Here is a 15,082-nt window from a genome sequence, read left to right on the forward strand (position 1 = left end):
CGGCAAGCGCGGCCTGCATCCCGTGCCACTTTGCTATTTCACCCAGATTTCGATCCGGCTATGGGCAGGCCCCGCGACCTGCCCCCGAGCGCAGCTGGCCTGCGACAGGTCGCCAAACCCCAGCGCGGTCAGCGTCAGATCATTGCCAGCCAGCAGATCAGGGGCAAAAGCGGCAAAGGCTGCCGCCATCGCCTCTGCCGCCGCGGCTGAACGCTCCACCGCATCCGCGCCGCCAGCATCGCTATTGCCAAAGCCCGCGAAAATGACCTGTCGCCCGGCGAAATCGGGCGCGGCCAAGATCTGCGCCAGATTGCCCATCATCGCACGGTTCCATGCGCCTTCGACCGCGCTGGCCGGCCCGCCTGACATGGTGGGGCTCAGACGTGTCGCCGCAAACAGGGCCTGATACATCTGGGCGGCGACAGGCCGGTCCTCGGGGGGCGCTGTGCCGGTCAGCAGGCCGGTCAGCCGGATGTTACGCTCTACCGCGCTTTGGCGCAGGGCCGCGTGACTGACAAAGCCCTCGGGCGCGATCAGTTTTTGCGCTGCATCCGATGTGGCGAAATCGAACAGACGCGCAGGCAATGATGTTGCGGCAGGCCTGTCGATCCGCGCGATCACCGGGCCCAGCAACGGGTAATCCCCCGATGCGATGGTGAAATCATTGGGCAGGACCGCAACGCCGCACGCGCCTGCAACCGACAGCATCTTGGCCGGTCCGGCATTGCCAAAGGCGACAATGCTGATGCTGCCCGCAAAACCGTTGATCGCTGCGGCGATACTGTCTTCATCGGCCATCGTCAGGATATCATCCGCGATCACCTTATCCGCAGGGTCCATGACGGCAGCGATAAAGGCATCACGCAGTGCGGATGTCGCGGGCAATTGCAAGGGCAGCACATCAATTTCCGCCCCGCCGATCTGCGACCAGTTTGTCACCTCGCCCGCATAGATCGCGGCCAGATCGGCGATCCGGATCGATGCGACCCCCACATCGGGCGACGCAATGATTGCAAAGGCCCGCAAGGCGACCATCTGCGCAGGCGGCGCGCTGGCCATGGCCCAGTCAATCGGGGCTGCATAGACTTGCTCGGCCCGGCCCAAAAGCGAGGCAGGCCCCAAAAACACATCTGTCGGCCCTGTGCCGGTTGCCGGTGCAAGATCCACCGTCAGATCAGCCGGGTCAGAGGCCGCAAAGGCCGTGGTCAGATGGCGATAGAGACTTTCGTAGACCGGCCTTGCAAATCCGATTGTCAGAGCCTCGGGCAAGCTGTCGGTCGCAGGGGCTGCATCGGGCATCACATCGGCAAAAGCGGCGGCTGTCAGCCCAAAGCTGTTATCAGCCAGAACCGCGGCACAGCCCGGACCATAGCAGATCACGGCAGATGCGGGCAGGCTGACGGGGCCGACACTGGACCGGATCGTGACCATGGTGCCGTCAAAGCCGGTGATCTCGCCTGCGACGCTGATGAAATCATCCGACGAGCGCAATTCGACGGCCTGCCCGATCAGCATGCTCGGCGCGCAACAACATGCCAATGCGGTCGCCAGTCTTTTCAGCGATGTCATCACTTGCTCCTGTCGGCGGGCAAGGCGCAACCTGCGGCGCGTCACCCTGCCGTCAGCAAAGCAGCCAAATTTGGCAAAATTTGGATGATCCGCGCTCAATTGCGGCAGGGATGCGCGCGCAGAGTCGATCCAGCCGCCGGGCGGGTCAATCCTTGGGCAAGCCCGCCAGCGTCAGCCCGGCAAAATCAAACAGCTTGGGGTCCAGCAGATGCGAGGGCCGCGCATTCATCAACGCCCGGAACATCACCTGCCTGCGCCCGGGGCTGTTGCGTTCCCAGCCATCCAGGATCTGCTTGACCTGCTGGCGTTGCAACCCGTCTTGCGACCCGCATAGATCACAGGGGATGATCGGATATTGCATGGCCTGCGCGAATTTCTCGCAATCGATTTCGGCGACATGGGCCAGCGGGCGGTAGACGAACAGATCGCCTTCTTCATTGACCAGTTTCGGCGGCATCGTCGCGAGCCGGCCACCGTGGAACAGGTTCATGAAGAATGTTTCCAGAATGTCGTCGCGGTGATGGCCCAGCACGATTGCCGAACAGCCTTCTTCGCGGGCGACACGGTAAAGGTTGCCGCGCCGCAGCCGTGAACACAGCGCACAAAAGGTGCGACCGGCGGGGATCTTGTCCATCACGATGGAATAGGTGTCCTGATATTCGATCCGGTGCGGCACGCCCATCCGCGCCAGGAATTCGGGCAGCACCGTGGCAGGAAAGCCGGGCTGGCCTTGATCAAGATTGCAGGCCAGCAGATCGACCGGCAAGAGGCCGCGCCATTTGAGTTCATGAAGCACCGCCAAAAGGGTATAGCTGTCCTTGCCCCCCGACAGGCAAACCAGCCATTTCGGCCTAGTCCCATCGGCAGGGCGCGCGATCATCCCGTACTGCTCGATCGCTTCGCGCGTCTGACGCACGATCCGTTTGCGGAGCTTCTTGAACTCTGTCGTGCTCGGCGCGCCTGCGAACAGCGGGTGTATTTCGGTTTCATCCAGCATAGCCGCGCTATGCCAGATCGCGGCCCGCCTGCCTAGAGGCATCCGACCCGGCACCTGGGACGTATCACCAAAAAGCCGGAGTGAAGAATGATGCGCCTGATCGCCCTTGCCGCCCTGATGTTTCTGGCCGCCTGCACCGGCAAGCCCTCGTTCAATGATCCCGCCCTGAGCGACCGGCAATTGAACCTGGAGGAATTCTTTGACGGCGATCTGGTGGCCTATGGCCAGTTTCAGGACATTCTTGGCACAATGCGCCGCAGTTTTGTCGTCACCATCGCGGGCGATTGGGACGGCGACCGGCTGCGGCTGGTGGAGGATTTCGTCTATGAGGACGGATCGACCGAACAGCGCATCTGGACATTGGTCAAAACCGGCGCAGACAGCTGGGAAGGGACCGCCCCCGGTGTGATTGGCCGCGCGACCGGGCAGGAACAAGGCGACCGGTTCAATTGGCAATATGAGATCGCCCTGCCGGTGCCCTCTGCGGATGGGCCAACAGAGACGCTGCGGGTGCGTTTTGATGACTGGATGTGGCTGCTGGCCGATGACCGCTTGCTGAATGTGGCCTATGTCAGCCGCTTCGGGGTGCATATCGGCCAGGTCATAATCGCGTTCGAGAAGTTGTGACAAGAAATTTTGTCAAAATTTCTTGGGGGCGCGAAGATTTTTTGACAAAAAATCTTCACTCCGGGACGTTGTCTATCCCGCTGCGCCCCCAGGGATGGCAGCGCAGGATGCGGCGGAATGCGAGCCAACCGCCCTTGATCGCGCCGTGTTTTTCCAAGGCTTCCAGCGCATAGGCCGAACAGGTCGGCTGATAGCGGCAATTATGGCCGACCCAGGGTGAAAAGAGCAGCCGATAGGCGCGAACTGGCAGCGCTAACAGATAGGCAAAGGGTGTCATGCATGGATCTTTCGCAAGGCGCGCCGCAGATCTGCAACCAAGGCGTCAAACGGCAAAGAGGCGGTCACATCATGGCGTCCGACCAGCACATAATCCCAGCCATCACGGCCCTGCTCGGGCAAGACCAGCCGCGCGACATCGCGCAGGCGGCGTTTGGCGCGGTTGCGGGCCACCGCATTACCGACCTTTTTGGAACAGGTATATCCGACGCGGATGCCCGACGCCTCGCCCGGCGCGCGTTTGCGGGCCTGCAAATGGATACCGGGGGTGCCTTGACGCAGCGCCTGGGCCGCCCGCAGGAAATCGGCGCGCTTGGTCAGGGTTGTCAGACAAACGCAAACCGCCGGAGCGCCCGTGTCAGGCTCTGCCGGCGGTTTCAAAACGCTCAAGACGAAAGAAGAGCGCTTACGCGCTCAGCTTTGCGCGGCCTTTGGCGCGCCGGGCGTTCAGGATCTTGCGACCTGCTTTTGTCGCCATGCGCGCGCGAAAGCCGTGACGGTTCTTGCGAACCCGGTTGGATGGTTGGAACGTACGCTTCATCGCGTGTCCTCCGGTTGGTGGCCAAATCCCGACCGGGATTCGAAGCCGTATTACATGTCAGACCTGCTCCTTAGAGGTGGCATGGGATGCTGTCAACGCGCTTGCGGGGCAAGTCGGCAAGTTCACCCAACTTTCTGGGCTGCAGATTGAAACATCACCCCGCTTTGCATCAATGCCGCGTGAGGTGGCTAGCCCCGCCGCCCGCAACAGGCCATCAAGCGGTGGGCGGGCATCCCGCTGGCCATATCTGCAGGCGGTCCGCTGATCGTATCGCGGTCTTGGCCCTGTGTCGCAAGAAAGGACGATGACCCATGAACCGGATCACAACGGATATCTGCATCATCGGCGCGGGCTCTGGCGGGCTTTCGGTCGCGGCGGGGGCGGTGCAGATGGGGGCAAAGGTCGTGCTGATCGAAGGGCATAAGATGGGCGGCGATTGCCTGAATTACGGCTGCGTGCCGTCCAAGGCGCTGATCGCCTCGGCCAAGCAGGCGCATGCGATGGGGCATGGCGCGCCTTTGGGGATTGGCGCGACAGAGGCGCAGGTCGATTACGCCGCCGCCAAGGACCATGTGGCCGATGTCATCGCCACCATCGCGCCCGTCGATAGCGTAGAGCGGTTCACAGGGCTGGGCGTGCATGTCATTCAGGACTACGGGCGCTTTATCTCGCCAACCCAAGTGCAGGCCGGCGACACGATCATCACCGCGCGTCGTTTCGTCGTGGCGACAGGGTCCGGCCCGCTGGTGCCACCAATCCCCGGGTTGGCGGATGTGCCTTATCACACCAATGAGACCATCTTTGATCTGCGCGACAAACCCGATCACCTGATCATCATCGGCGGCGGGCCGATCGGGATGGAACTGGCGCAGGCGCACCGGCGGCTGGGCTGTGACGTGACCGTGATCGAAGGCGCCAAGGCCTTTGGCAAGGACGACCCCGAAACCGCGGCCATCGTGCTTGATAGCCTGCGCGACGAAGGCGTGGTGATTATAGAGGACGCGCAGGCCGAAAAGATCAGCCAGTCGGATGGCAAGATCACCGTGCACACCCCCAAGGGCGATGTGACCGGCAGCCATCTGCTGATCGCGGTGGGGCGCAAGGTCAATATAGACAGGCTGGATCTGGACAAAGGCGGCATCGCCTATGACCGCAAGGGCCTCAAGGTCGGGGCTGACCTGCGGTCCGTGACCAATCGGCGGGTTTATGCCGCCGGTGACGTGGCAGGCGGGCTGCAATTCACCCATGTCGCGGGCTATCACGCCAGCGTGCTGATCCGGTCGCTGCTGTTTGCGCTGCCCTCCAAGCAGCGGACCGACCATATCCCCTGGACATCCTATACCGACCCCGAACTGGCGCAGGTCGGCCTGACAGAGGCGCAGGCCCGCAAGAAACACGGGCCAAAGCTGGAAGTCGTGCGCTTCGCGTTCCACCACAACGACCGCCTGATTGCCGAACGCAAGACCAAGGGGCTGATCAAGGTGATGGTGGTCAAAGGCCGCCCCGTCGGTGTGTCGATGGCAGGGCATATGGCGGGCGAATTGATCGGCCTCTGGGCCATGGCCATCGCCAACGGGATGAAAATGTCCGCCATCGCACAGACCGTCCTGCCTTATCCCACAGTCAGCGAGGTTAACAAACGCGCGGCAGGTGCTTATTTTAGCCCAAGACTTTTTGAAAACCCCAAGGTAAAGCGGGTTGTCGGTCTGGTGCAGCGCTGGCTGCCCTGACCTCAGCGAGGGACGATGGCCAATTCTCTTTCAGGGCGATTTCTGATCCTGACAATCATCTTCGTGATGATCGCGGAAATCTTTATCTTCGTGCCCTCTGTCGCGCGGTTCCGCGAGGATTATCTGCTCGCCCGGCTGGAACGCGCGCAGATCGCGTCCCTGGCGGTCGAGGTCGATGCGATGATCAGCCCCGCGCTCGAGGCAGAGCTGCTGGAAAACGCCGAAATCTACAATGTCGTGTTGCGCCGCGACCAGATTCGGCAATTGGCGCTATCCTCTAAACTGCCCGCGCCGGTGGCGGCGACCTATGACATGCGCGCGCCATCCGGGTTTACACTGGTCGCGGATGCATTGCGCACGCTGGTCCAGCCCGAGGAGCGGATCATCCGCGTGATCGGCCATCCGGTGCGCGACGGTGGCCAGCTGATCGAGATCACGATGGATGAACGCCCGATGCAGCTGGCGATGCGCGATTACGGGCGCAATATCCTGATTCTGTCAGCCTTTATTTCGGTGATGACGGCGGGCTTGCTGTTCCTGGCGGTGCAGATCCTGCTGGTGCGGCCGATCAAGGGCGTGGTGGCGCATATGCAAAGCTATGCCAAGGCCCCCGAGGATGCGCGCCAGATCATCACGCCCCGCGCCAGCCTGCGCGAATTGCGCGACGCCGAAGTCGCCTTGCAGACAATGCAGACCCAGCTGACCACGGCGCTGCGGCAAAAGGAACGGCTGGCACAGCTGGGCGGCGCCGTGGCCAAGGTCAGCCATGATCTGCGCAATATCATGACTTCGGCGCAATTGTTCACCGACCGGATCGGCGGGTCCGATGATCCTTTGGTCAAGCGGATGGCGCCGAAGCTGGTCAATTCCATCACCCGCGCCGTGAACCTGTGCGAAACCACGCTGGCCTTTGGCCGGGTCGATGAACCCGCCCCCGCGCTGACCCGCGTGAACCTGTCGCGCATCGTCGAGGATGTGGTGGATAGCGAAAGACTGGCCGCAGGCGATTACCCTTTGTCCTTTGCCGAAGACATCCCCGCCACCATGACGCTGCGCGCGGATGGCGAACAATTGTACCGGGTGATCTTTAACCTTGTGCGCAATGCGCGTCAGGCGATCATGGCCACCGGCGTGCCCGGCGAGATCGGTCTGCGCGCCGACGAGGATGAGCTGGTCTGGCGGCTGATCATCCGCGACACCGGCCCCGGCATGCCCCAGAAGGCGCGTGAACACCTGTTCCAGCCGTTCCAGGGCGGCGTGCGCAAGGGCGGCGCAGGTCTTGGCCTTGTGATCGCGGCCGATCTGGTGCGCGGCCATGGCGGCCGGCTGGAATTGCAAGAGAGCAGCGCAGAGGGCACGACCTTTGTTATTCAGCTGCCCAAAGCCGACCTTGCGCTGGCCGATGCCGTACAATGACAAGAAATCCGTTTTGGCCCTTGCATCATCCAGCCCCTGAGTCTAAATCGAGCCTCACGCGGATTGGTAGCTCAGTTGGATAGAGTACTTGACTACGAATCAAGGGGTCGGGGGTTCGAATCCTCCCCAGTCCGCCATTAGCCCTTGAATTAATTTAATTTTTTGTGGTGCATGGTAACTGTTACCATAACAGCTCCCCAATAGCAGGAGCGCTTGCTTCAGCCCCCCACCCCAACACAAAAATCCGCCCCAAGGGCTGACCCCACCCAGGTAGTACCCCCCTTACACAACAAGACCCCCCTTTCCGCCTGTACATATGACTGTGCACAAACGACGGGCCGTCACGCTGTGATCGGAACTGGTTAGGATCTCTGGGTCATCCCAAGGGCACGCATGACCCCCTCAAGCGCATGTAAATCTTTCAGCTTCTCTGCACGTTTACGCCTGATCTCACGTGTTTCCCAACCGTGTACTGTCTTTGCCTGTGCGCAACGTTCTCGGCCTTGCTGCGTCTTCGGACCTGTGGACGCGCCACCATGCGTCCGGCACACGGTCTTGCCCCGCACCGCAGGCTTGCGGCACTGCACACCGCTGCGCTTGCTCTTGGCCTGACAGCGCGCCGCTACAGCGCCGAAACTGGTGATGAAGGGTTCTGTCACGGCTCAGAGCTCCCGCCTGCACAATCGTCCCACGATACCATATTTCAAAATTCTTTGTCAGCTTTCATTAAGCCGCCCACTGCAAGCCACCTCTCATACATGCTGATGCCGTTATGGTATTCTTGTGGCGCAGGCGATGGCTGAAGGCTTTGTGCTTCTCAGCAATGACGCGAAGCTGAAGGCCTATGGTTGGCCAGTGTTGGATGTTTGATCGCGAAGAAGGCCGCGCATTTTTGCCCAGCCCGTCTGCGGTAATGGTCGCGTTGCAGGGTGCACAGCCTCAGCACAGCCGACCTTAGATGACATCGGCAGTGTGACCCCAACGCCCCCCGCTACGCGCCGTTCAGCGCTGCCAGGGCCGCCTCTGGCGCACGGTCCAAGATCTTGAGGAGCGCCTTTGCAGGGCCGGTGGGGTAGCGCTTGCCTTGCTCCCAATTCCGAAGGGTGTCGATGGGTACGTCAAGCTTTGTGGCCAATTGGACCTGCGTCAGGCCTAGCCGCCTTCGGATCTGGCGCGCGTAATCGCCTGCGTCGGCAAGCGCAGCCATCTCGTCTTCAAGCATGTGGCTCTTGATCTCCACCTCAGTGGTGGCATCAACCCGCGAGATATCAATACGCCCTGCTGGGGCTGCGCCATCAGTTTTGTAAACGCCCATATCGTTTCACCTCTCTTTGGTTGGCCTTCCGCGCCGAGATAATCCTGAGCCGTCCACCGCGTTGAGTAAATACCACCACGAACAACCGTCCGGTAACGGTGCCATAAACTTGGTAGCGGGCTTCCCCGTAGATCATGCGGTCATCGGTCAACACAGTCCGGCCTGGATCGAAGAACACTTGCGTTGCATAAGCAAAGTCAAAGCCGCGCTCCTGAAAGCATGCCTCACTTTTATCATCGTCCCATTCGAACTCCATGCTTTGATGTAGGCCATTGAACGACCTCGTTCAAGTGGGATTACTCAGTGTCGTGCCTTGTTAATTCGATAGACCAGACCCCTTCATAACAACAGGCCGGACATTTCTGCCCGGCCCACCTGCTCTCAGGGTAGCGTTGCAGGGTGCACAGCTAGATGTTCAGCACAGCCGACCTTGGATGACATCGCCATGTGACCCCATCCCCAGCGTGGCGGCCATCGCTGCTGTGCCGATGTTAGATGCATCCAGCAGGGTTTCTTGCGTCAGATGTGCATAGCGTTGCGTCGTCTTGATCTGCGTATGGCCCAGCAGCTTTTGGACCTCATAGATCGACCGCCCGTTGTTGATCAGCAGGCTGGCCAATGTATGGCGCAGGTCATGCAGACGGACATCGGGCAGCCCTGCCTTTTTGCGCGCAGTGTTCCAGGCGTAAAAGACATGCACATAAGGCTTCCCCGTCTTTGGATTGCCAAAGATATATTGTGACCGCGAACACCCCTGCACCTGTTGCAGCACCGCCATAGCACCGTCATTGAGGGGAAGATGTCGCGCATAGCCGGACTTAGTCTCTGGTATCCGCCACATGCCCTTTACCAGATCAACATCCTGCCATGTGGCATGCAGCGCCTCATTACGCCGTGCCCCTGTTAGCAGCAGGTAGGCGACAATATGCTTAAGCATCGTGTTCTGAGATTTGCAGACCTCGTGATAAAGTCGTTTCACTTCTTCTGCTCTGACATACCTCTCTTTCTTGTTGTTCTCCTTGAGCAGACGGATGCCATGCGTTGGGTTTTCTGTGACGCCTGCGATCTTCCAATCGCGCCATGCGAGATTAAACATGTACCGCAGCAAGATGAGCCGCCGGTTAACGGAGCCCGGCGCAGCCCCCGCTGTCAAACCCGCCTGCTGCATCGTCAGAACGTCCTCAGTGGTGATTTCATCAAGATGCTTACTGCCAAAAGCTGGAATAAGGTGGGTACGGATCAACGTGTCATCGGTCTGCCAAGACCGCTTATTCGCCTGCGAAAACGGCATATAGCGGTCCCGCGCAAAATCCGCAAAAGTGGGGACCTGCCGCTTGACCGCCCTCTCAGCCAAAGGGTCAATGCCCATGGCAATCTTGTTGCGCATGCGGTCACAAAGCGTGCGGGCCTGAGGCAAGGTCACATGCTGTGCATCAGCCAGTTTCGCATAGCGGGTTTTGCCGCGGGTGTCGCGGTAGCGCAGATAAAACGTCCGCCCACCCGAGACACGAACCTCCAAACAGAGGCCTCTCATCGACGTATCGAAATATGTCTCTTTGCGTTTGCCGTCTGGACAGCAGGCGTGGGATAGGAATCGGGTGTCGAGTCTAGCTTTTGGCATAAGAGGCCTCCAAATAAGCGGTAAATCAGATAATTGGTCAAATAGTCCAAAAGCGACACCAACGCTTCACCCAAGCCGCGATGACACCACAAAGCTGGCCCCAGCCCTCAGGGCCGGTAGGTCAATATTAGGTATTCCGCAGGTCACCTTTGCGCATGATATGGGCATCTCGAAGTCCAAATTGGCGCGTGCAGAGACAACCGCGAGATCCATATCCAGCGGAGATATAGACGATGCATTAAGCGCATTCGTCGCGCAGGCGTGGTGATTGACCTGACGACAGAGGGCGCTCTGCGCCTCACTCTGCCCGATGACAAGCTGCATTTGATTGCAGCGGCAATGTCTGCGGATCTGGCCACGGATGAGGTGATCGAGGATACCACGCCTGAACACAGACCCTAAAACCACAGAAGATGGACTAGGTATAAATTAGGTCCGACGAAACATGGGGGTCTAGGTACTGCTCGGTGCCAAATAATACGGAAGTTTTGAAACTGCCGAGCTTGGTCGCTCACTACAGGGGTTGATCTGGGTGCAGCTTTTACAGGCGGTGCTGGCGATGATACGTTTGTTTCCGACAATACTGCGACTGCTAAGACCTCCTCTGCCGCTGATGAACTGGATGGCGGCGCTGGCACAGATACGCTTAAGGTTTATTCAGCTGGTAGCGGCGATGTTGTTGGGACGCTCACTGGTATCGAGGTGGTTTCGATCTACGATCTAGACGATGTATTGGATCTTACAGGCGCGTCCACTGTGGCAACGGTAAATGTTGTCCGTGGGGATGGTACGCAGTCGATTAAAGTCGATGGTGCTGGCGTAGTAAATCTTGAGAATTTCGCTCTATCGTCAACTAATGCGGCGGCTGACGTGTCTCTCGATTTTGGCGCGACTGCTACAACTGCAACAATTGGTCTCAATAAAATTGTTGCTGGTGCTACCGCCGCTGTTGATGATGTAACGCTAGTGGGCGCAAAGCTAACCACCGTGAATATTAATGTCACTGGCACCAAATCAGTTGTTGAGGCGATTGACACTGTGGCTGCATCGGCTGTCAACATTGATGCCGCAGTTGCGCTCGAGACAAACAACCTTGCCACAACTTCTTCGGCCGCAACCCTGACAGTATCTGGCGTTGGCAAGGTCGATGTTGGTGCGCTTGATGTCGGATTTACTACAGTGAACGCGTCCGGCAACTCGGGTGGTTTGGTCGCGCAGATAGGTACCAATGACCAGACAGTTCTGACGGGGTCATCTGGCGACGACGTTATCACTGCATCAACAACAGATGCATTAGCGTCGACTGATAAGCTAGCTGTGAATGCAGGTGCCGGCAACGATACACTGATCATAGCTGCGGCAGCTGACGTAAACACCGCTGCTGATGGTGCAAGGTATACCGGTTTTGAAACGGTACGAGTAACCGAAAATCTCGACATGTCTTTGATTGCTGGCGTTACTGGAATTGAAGTTGCGTCCGCTGGTGGCGTGTACACCAATATGACGGCCGCTCAACTGGCGAACATTACATTTTTGGCCGATAACACAACAAGCACTACATTTACACTCGCGAGCGCAACTGGACTTGCTGACACTGCTACTATCCGTTTGGCTTCCGCTACAGCCACGTCGAACGTAGACGTGATCGGTGTGTCCGTGATCGGTGTTGAGACTGTAAACATTATCGCCTCGACAGGCACTAACACGTCTGGTGACTCTGACTTTGGCTTTCTTGCTAATGCGGCAGACTCGGTAAAGGCTGTAAACATCTCGGGATCCGCAGATGTGGATCTCAATATTGTTGCTAATACTTTTGACGTTGTTGCAGTCGCAATTAATGCCTCGGGCCTGACTGGGACTGGTCACCTCGAAATTACGGGTGGTGTTTTGGTTTCCGGTTCTACGGTGGTTGGCTCGGCAAATGGTGATACAATTGTAGTGTCGACAACAACAGGTACCGCCTATAGCACTGGAGCGGGTGATGATAAAATCACAACTGCGGCAGCCAGCTTGGCTCAAACTGGTGCGAACGACAACAGCATCAACGGTGGTGACGGTACCGATACTATTCATATCTCGGACAACGGATCGACATTGACTGATAACCATTTTATCGGGTTGTCTAACGTCGAAAAGCTTTCGTATGATGACGGTGGTGCTGTTTCACTTACTACTGGTTCTGCTTTCAGTTCTGCTTTTGGTAGTGGCGTAACAATTACTGCCGCGGGTATGGATGACGCCGCGACTTTCACCTACGCTGGTGGTCTATTCTCTGGAAATGCAACGCTGGCTGTTACAACAGCCGGTGTCGGTAACGCGACTGGTGAGAACATTACAATCACCACTGGCGGTGGCACAGACTCGGTGACACTAACTGCGGCATCCTGGGTTGGCGTCGCTGGCGACACGTCAGTGATCGCTATCACCACTAATGCAGGTAACGACACCATCTCGTTGTCGGGCTATAATCTTGCGGCAAATACAACCACGATCGCGATTCAGATTGATGCTGGTACAGGGGCTGATACGATTACGTTGTCTGGTGATAACGGTGCTGGGGCAACGGCTTACGCTAACTTTGTGATCAATGGTGGCGATTCGACGATCGCAGCATATGATAGGATTACCGGCTTTGAGGTTGGTGACGCTACAAACTATTCAAGCGCACTCGACTTCGATGGTACTTCTGCAAAAGCGACTGCGGTTACAGCTGATGGTGTTGCCGGTTACTCATCCGCTGAATTGACTATGACCATCTCTGCTGCAGGTATCGTAACCTTTGCAGGAACGAGTGCGGCCGGACTTACTGCTACGAATGTCATTTCAATTCTTGACGCGGAGATTACCACATCTACCCATACCGCGATCTGGAGTGATGGTACGGACTCCTATGTGTTCAACGCTAATAGCACTGGGGATAGTGTTGTGATGCTCGTTGGGCTGACAGGAGTGGATGCATTGGTCACGAGTGCCGGGCTTGGTGCAAACGATCTGTTCATTGCCTAAGATCCGTCGGATAGCCTTGAAGTGTTTTCCTGCCCCTTTCGGGGCAGGAAAACACTAGCTAAGATATTCTTACCAAGCATCATCCTTGATGTTGAAGCTGCCGCTGCCACTGAGCATTCATTTGCTGCCAAACGCATTGGGCACCGTAGGTTTCTGAGTTTTGGTCCTTCTCATGGTAAGTAAAAGCCCCGTGCGCAAGTGCGGGGTTTTTCCATAAACATCGTCAGGAACGCTATGCCCCGCTATGAGCTGATCACCAAAACCGGCTTTGCCGCGCAGGCCTGGCGGCGCTATGACAGCTATGCCTTTGCCGCCACGGATGCCGTGGCCCCCTTGGTGGTGCAGGAACTGGCCAAGGCCTGCATGAGCCTGCCCATCGCCTTCATCCAGCAAAACGACGCCTTTGTTCCCCATGCCGTGCAGGGGCTGGAACCCGGCCGTAACCTCTTTGTTGTCAACGGAAAATGGGTCGCGCCCTATACCCCTGCGGCCTATCGCGGCTATCCGTTCGCGCTGGCCAAGGGCGAGGATGACCAGCTGCATCTGTGCATCGACATGGACAGCGGTCTGGTGGACGCGGATGGCGATCAGCCGTTTTTTGACGACGCGGGCGAGGCCGCGCAACCGGTCAAGGACGCGCTGAATTTCCTGCAACAGATCCACAACAACCGCGCCGTCACCCAGCGGGTCTGCGCCGCACTGGCCGCCGAAGACCTGTTCCAGCCGTGGCCGCTGAAGGTGCAAACCCCCGAAGGCGAACGCAATATCGACGGCCTGTTCCGCATCGACGAGGCACGGCTGAATAGCCTTTCCCCCGACGCCTTGGCGCGGGTGCAAAAGGCCGGTGGTCTGCCCGTCGCTTATTGCCAATTGCTCAGCATGGGCAATATCCAGACCCTCGGCCTGATTGCGCGCAAATTGGACGAGGTGAAAAACCGGATGCCCGAAATGAGCGACCAGATCGATGTTGACGGGATATTGCAGCGGCATAAATCTTCAGAACCGGTTCAGGATCTGGCACCGGTCGAAAACGACAATGTCGTCAATATCGCCGCCGATACCGGCGATTTCGATCTGTCGGCATTTGTGAAACCCGGCAAGAGCGATTAGATATATATCCAGCGCGGTTGGCCAATGACCCCGTAACACAACCCATGAAACGAGAGAGCGAAATGACCAAGACCAAAGCCGCCACAATTACCATTGACGATCAAACCTATGATCTGGCCGATCTGTCCGAGGCCGCACGCGCCCATATCGCCAATATCCAGTTTGTTGATCAACAAATCCAGCAGCTGAACAATGAATGGGCGGTCTGCGACACGGCCCGCATGGCCTATACCTCTGCATTCAGCCGGGAATTGGCCAAGGCCTGATCCGGCAAAAGATTTGACGACGACATTAAGAAGAGAAAGACTGAAATGCCCAAAATCACCGTAGACGGCACCGAATACGATACCGAGAACCTCAGCACGAATGGCAAGGCCCAATTGGCCAGCCTGCAATTTCTCGAAGTGCAGATGCAAAAGCTGAAGAACGAAATTGCGGTCTATCAGACAGCGCGCGCTGGTTATGCCGCCGCTTTGCAGAACGAACTTGCCAAAATCGAGGCAAAGTAACGCCATGAATGCCATCACAGCCATGATATTGGCGACCGGCATGATCGGGGCGGCAGCGATCCTGTCGCCCTATTCGCCGGTGGCAGTGGCGCAGACCCAGCCTGCGCCGCAGACTGGCGCGGTATCGCAGGGCAGCGACGCCTTGCTGACCATGCCGCTGTTGGCGGACAAAGGCTGGTTCGTGCACGCCCACGGCGGCCGCGTGCGCGCCTGCACCGCCGACGGTGCCAGTGTCGCAGGCGAAAGACCCGCGCCCAAATGTTCGCAGTGGAGCGACTATTGATCGGTGCGTAGGTGCATTGACGAAAACTGCTGCATAGACATGCAGGACGCCCCGGCGCGCAAATCCGCGCGTTCGAACAGAC

General features: G+C 58.3%; 17 protein-coding genes and 1 tRNA gene. 9 read left to right on the forward strand and 9 right to left on the reverse strand.

From position 1 onward, the window contains the following. Positions 1-33: 33 nt before the first annotated feature. Both LOKVESSMR4R_RS11700 and ttcA read right to left on the reverse strand, forming a co-directional pair. Positions 34-1,569, reverse strand: a complete 1,536-nt coding sequence (locus tag LOKVESSMR4R_RS11700) for a PstS family phosphate ABC transporter substrate-binding protein (RefSeq protein ID WP_157898195.1) — start codon at positions 1,567-1,569, stop codon at positions 34-36. Positions 1,570-1,714: 145 nt separating this feature from the next. Next, positions 1,715-2,566: a tRNA 2-thiocytidine(32) synthetase TtcA gene (gene ttcA, locus LOKVESSMR4R_RS11705; protein ID WP_087208595.1), complete on the reverse strand. Its 852-nt coding sequence runs from the start codon at positions 2,564-2,566 to the stop codon at positions 1,715-1,717. A gap of 90 nt (positions 2,567-2,656) precedes the next feature. On the opposite strand from ttcA, the gene LOKVESSMR4R_RS11710 reads away from it, so the two are divergent. Continuing rightward, positions 2,657-3,193 carry a DUF3833 family protein gene (locus LOKVESSMR4R_RS11710; protein ID WP_087213132.1) on the forward strand — a complete coding sequence of 179 codons (537 nt, stop codon included), beginning with the start codon at positions 2,657-2,659 and terminating at the stop codon, positions 3,191-3,193. Between the two features lie 55 nt (positions 3,194-3,248). Here LOKVESSMR4R_RS11710 and yidD read toward each other — a convergent pair whose 3' ends face one another. Genes yidD through rpmH form a run of 3 tightly spaced genes read right to left on the reverse strand, consistent with a single transcriptional unit; the run spans position 3,249 to position 4,010 of the window. After that, entirely contained in the window at positions 3,249-3,470 is a 222-nt protein-coding gene (gene yidD, locus LOKVESSMR4R_RS11715) for a membrane protein insertion efficiency factor YidD (RefSeq protein WP_087208598.1), read from the reverse strand. Next, positions 3,467-3,850, reverse strand: coding sequence for a ribonuclease P protein component (gene rnpA / locus LOKVESSMR4R_RS11720; protein ID WP_420645915.1), 384 nt, complete (start codon positions 3,848-3,850; stop codon positions 3,467-3,469). Before rnpA ends, yidD begins: the two co-directional genes overlap by 4 nt. 25 nt (positions 3,851-3,875) lie before the next feature. Continuing rightward, positions 3,876-4,010, reverse strand: coding sequence for a 50S ribosomal protein L34 (rpmH, locus tag LOKVESSMR4R_RS11725; protein ID WP_007204042.1), 135 nt, complete (start codon positions 4,008-4,010; stop codon positions 3,876-3,878). Between the two features lie 311 nt (positions 4,011-4,321). Here rpmH and LOKVESSMR4R_RS11730 point away from each other — a divergent pair, with 311 nt between their 5' ends. The 3 genes from LOKVESSMR4R_RS11730 to LOKVESSMR4R_RS11740 all read left to right on the forward strand — a co-directional run bounded on the left by LOKVESSMR4R_RS11730 (position 4,322) and on the right by LOKVESSMR4R_RS11740 (position 7,293). Then, a complete protein-coding gene (locus LOKVESSMR4R_RS11730) occupies positions 4,322-5,740 on the forward strand; it encodes a dihydrolipoyl dehydrogenase family protein (protein WP_087208602.1) in 1,419 nt (472 codons plus the stop codon). 15 nt (positions 5,741-5,755) lie between these two features. Further along, positions 5,756-7,156 carry a sensor histidine kinase gene (locus tag LOKVESSMR4R_RS11735; RefSeq protein WP_087208604.1) on the forward strand — a complete coding sequence of 467 codons (1,401 nt, stop codon included), beginning with the start codon at positions 5,756-5,758 and terminating at the stop codon, positions 7,154-7,156. A 60-nt stretch (positions 7,157-7,216) separates the two neighbouring features. Then, positions 7,217-7,293 (forward strand) — tRNA-Arg (locus LOKVESSMR4R_RS11740). 225 nt (positions 7,294-7,518) lie between these two features. Here the strand turns inward: LOKVESSMR4R_RS11740 and LOKVESSMR4R_RS20785 are convergent. The 4 genes from LOKVESSMR4R_RS20785 to LOKVESSMR4R_RS11760 form a co-directional block, all read right to left on the reverse strand. Next, entirely contained in the window at positions 7,519-7,815 is a 297-nt protein-coding gene (locus tag LOKVESSMR4R_RS20785) for an HGGxSTG domain-containing protein (RefSeq protein ID WP_420645889.1), read from the reverse strand. Positions 7,816-8,147: 332 nt separating this feature from the next. Further along, positions 8,148-8,378 (reverse strand): helix-turn-helix domain-containing protein, encoded by a 231-nt coding sequence (locus LOKVESSMR4R_RS11750; protein WP_237331774.1) that lies wholly within the window; start codon positions 8,376-8,378, stop codon positions 8,148-8,150. A gap of 73 nt (positions 8,379-8,451) precedes the next feature. Next, positions 8,452-8,727, reverse strand: coding sequence for a BrnT family toxin (locus LOKVESSMR4R_RS11755; RefSeq protein WP_087208608.1), 276 nt, complete (start codon positions 8,725-8,727; stop codon positions 8,452-8,454). Positions 8,728-8,886: 159 nt separating this feature from the next. Then, positions 8,887-10,092, reverse strand: coding sequence for a site-specific integrase (locus tag LOKVESSMR4R_RS11760; RefSeq protein WP_087208610.1), 1,206 nt, complete (start codon positions 10,090-10,092; stop codon positions 8,887-8,889). Between the two features lie 702 nt (positions 10,093-10,794). On the opposite strand from LOKVESSMR4R_RS11760, the gene LOKVESSMR4R_RS11765 reads away from it, so the two are divergent. The 5 genes from LOKVESSMR4R_RS11765 (at position 10,795) to LOKVESSMR4R_RS11785 (ending at position 15,000) form a co-directional block, all read left to right on the forward strand. Beyond that, complete coding sequence (locus LOKVESSMR4R_RS11765; protein ID WP_087208612.1) at positions 10,795-13,098, forward strand: beta strand repeat-containing protein; 2,304 nt, start codon at positions 10,795-10,797, stop codon at positions 13,096-13,098. A gap of 234 nt (positions 13,099-13,332) precedes the next feature. Continuing rightward, on the forward strand, positions 13,333-14,208 hold the full coding sequence (locus tag LOKVESSMR4R_RS11770) for a SapC family protein (RefSeq protein WP_087208614.1): 876 nt from the start codon (positions 13,333-13,335) through the stop codon (positions 14,206-14,208). Between the two features lie 62 nt (positions 14,209-14,270). Continuing rightward, a complete protein-coding gene (locus tag LOKVESSMR4R_RS11775) occupies positions 14,271-14,474 on the forward strand; it encodes a DUF6447 family protein (protein ID WP_087208615.1) in 204 nt (67 codons plus the stop codon). Positions 14,475-14,519: 45 nt separating this feature from the next. Continuing rightward, positions 14,520-14,717 carry a DUF6447 family protein gene (locus tag LOKVESSMR4R_RS11780; RefSeq protein ID WP_087208617.1) on the forward strand — a complete coding sequence of 66 codons (198 nt, stop codon included), beginning with the start codon at positions 14,520-14,522 and terminating at the stop codon, positions 14,715-14,717. A gap of 4 nt (positions 14,718-14,721) precedes the next feature. Further along, positions 14,722-15,000 carry a hypothetical protein gene (locus tag LOKVESSMR4R_RS11785; protein ID WP_087208619.1) on the forward strand — a complete coding sequence of 93 codons (279 nt, stop codon included), beginning with the start codon at positions 14,722-14,724 and terminating at the stop codon, positions 14,998-15,000. Positions 15,001-15,082 lie beyond the last annotated feature (82 nt).

The organism is Yoonia vestfoldensis (assembly GCF_002158905.1).
In the GTDB taxonomy this organism is placed as follows: Bacteria; Pseudomonadota; Alphaproteobacteria; order Rhodobacterales; family Rhodobacteraceae; genus Yoonia; species Yoonia vestfoldensis_B.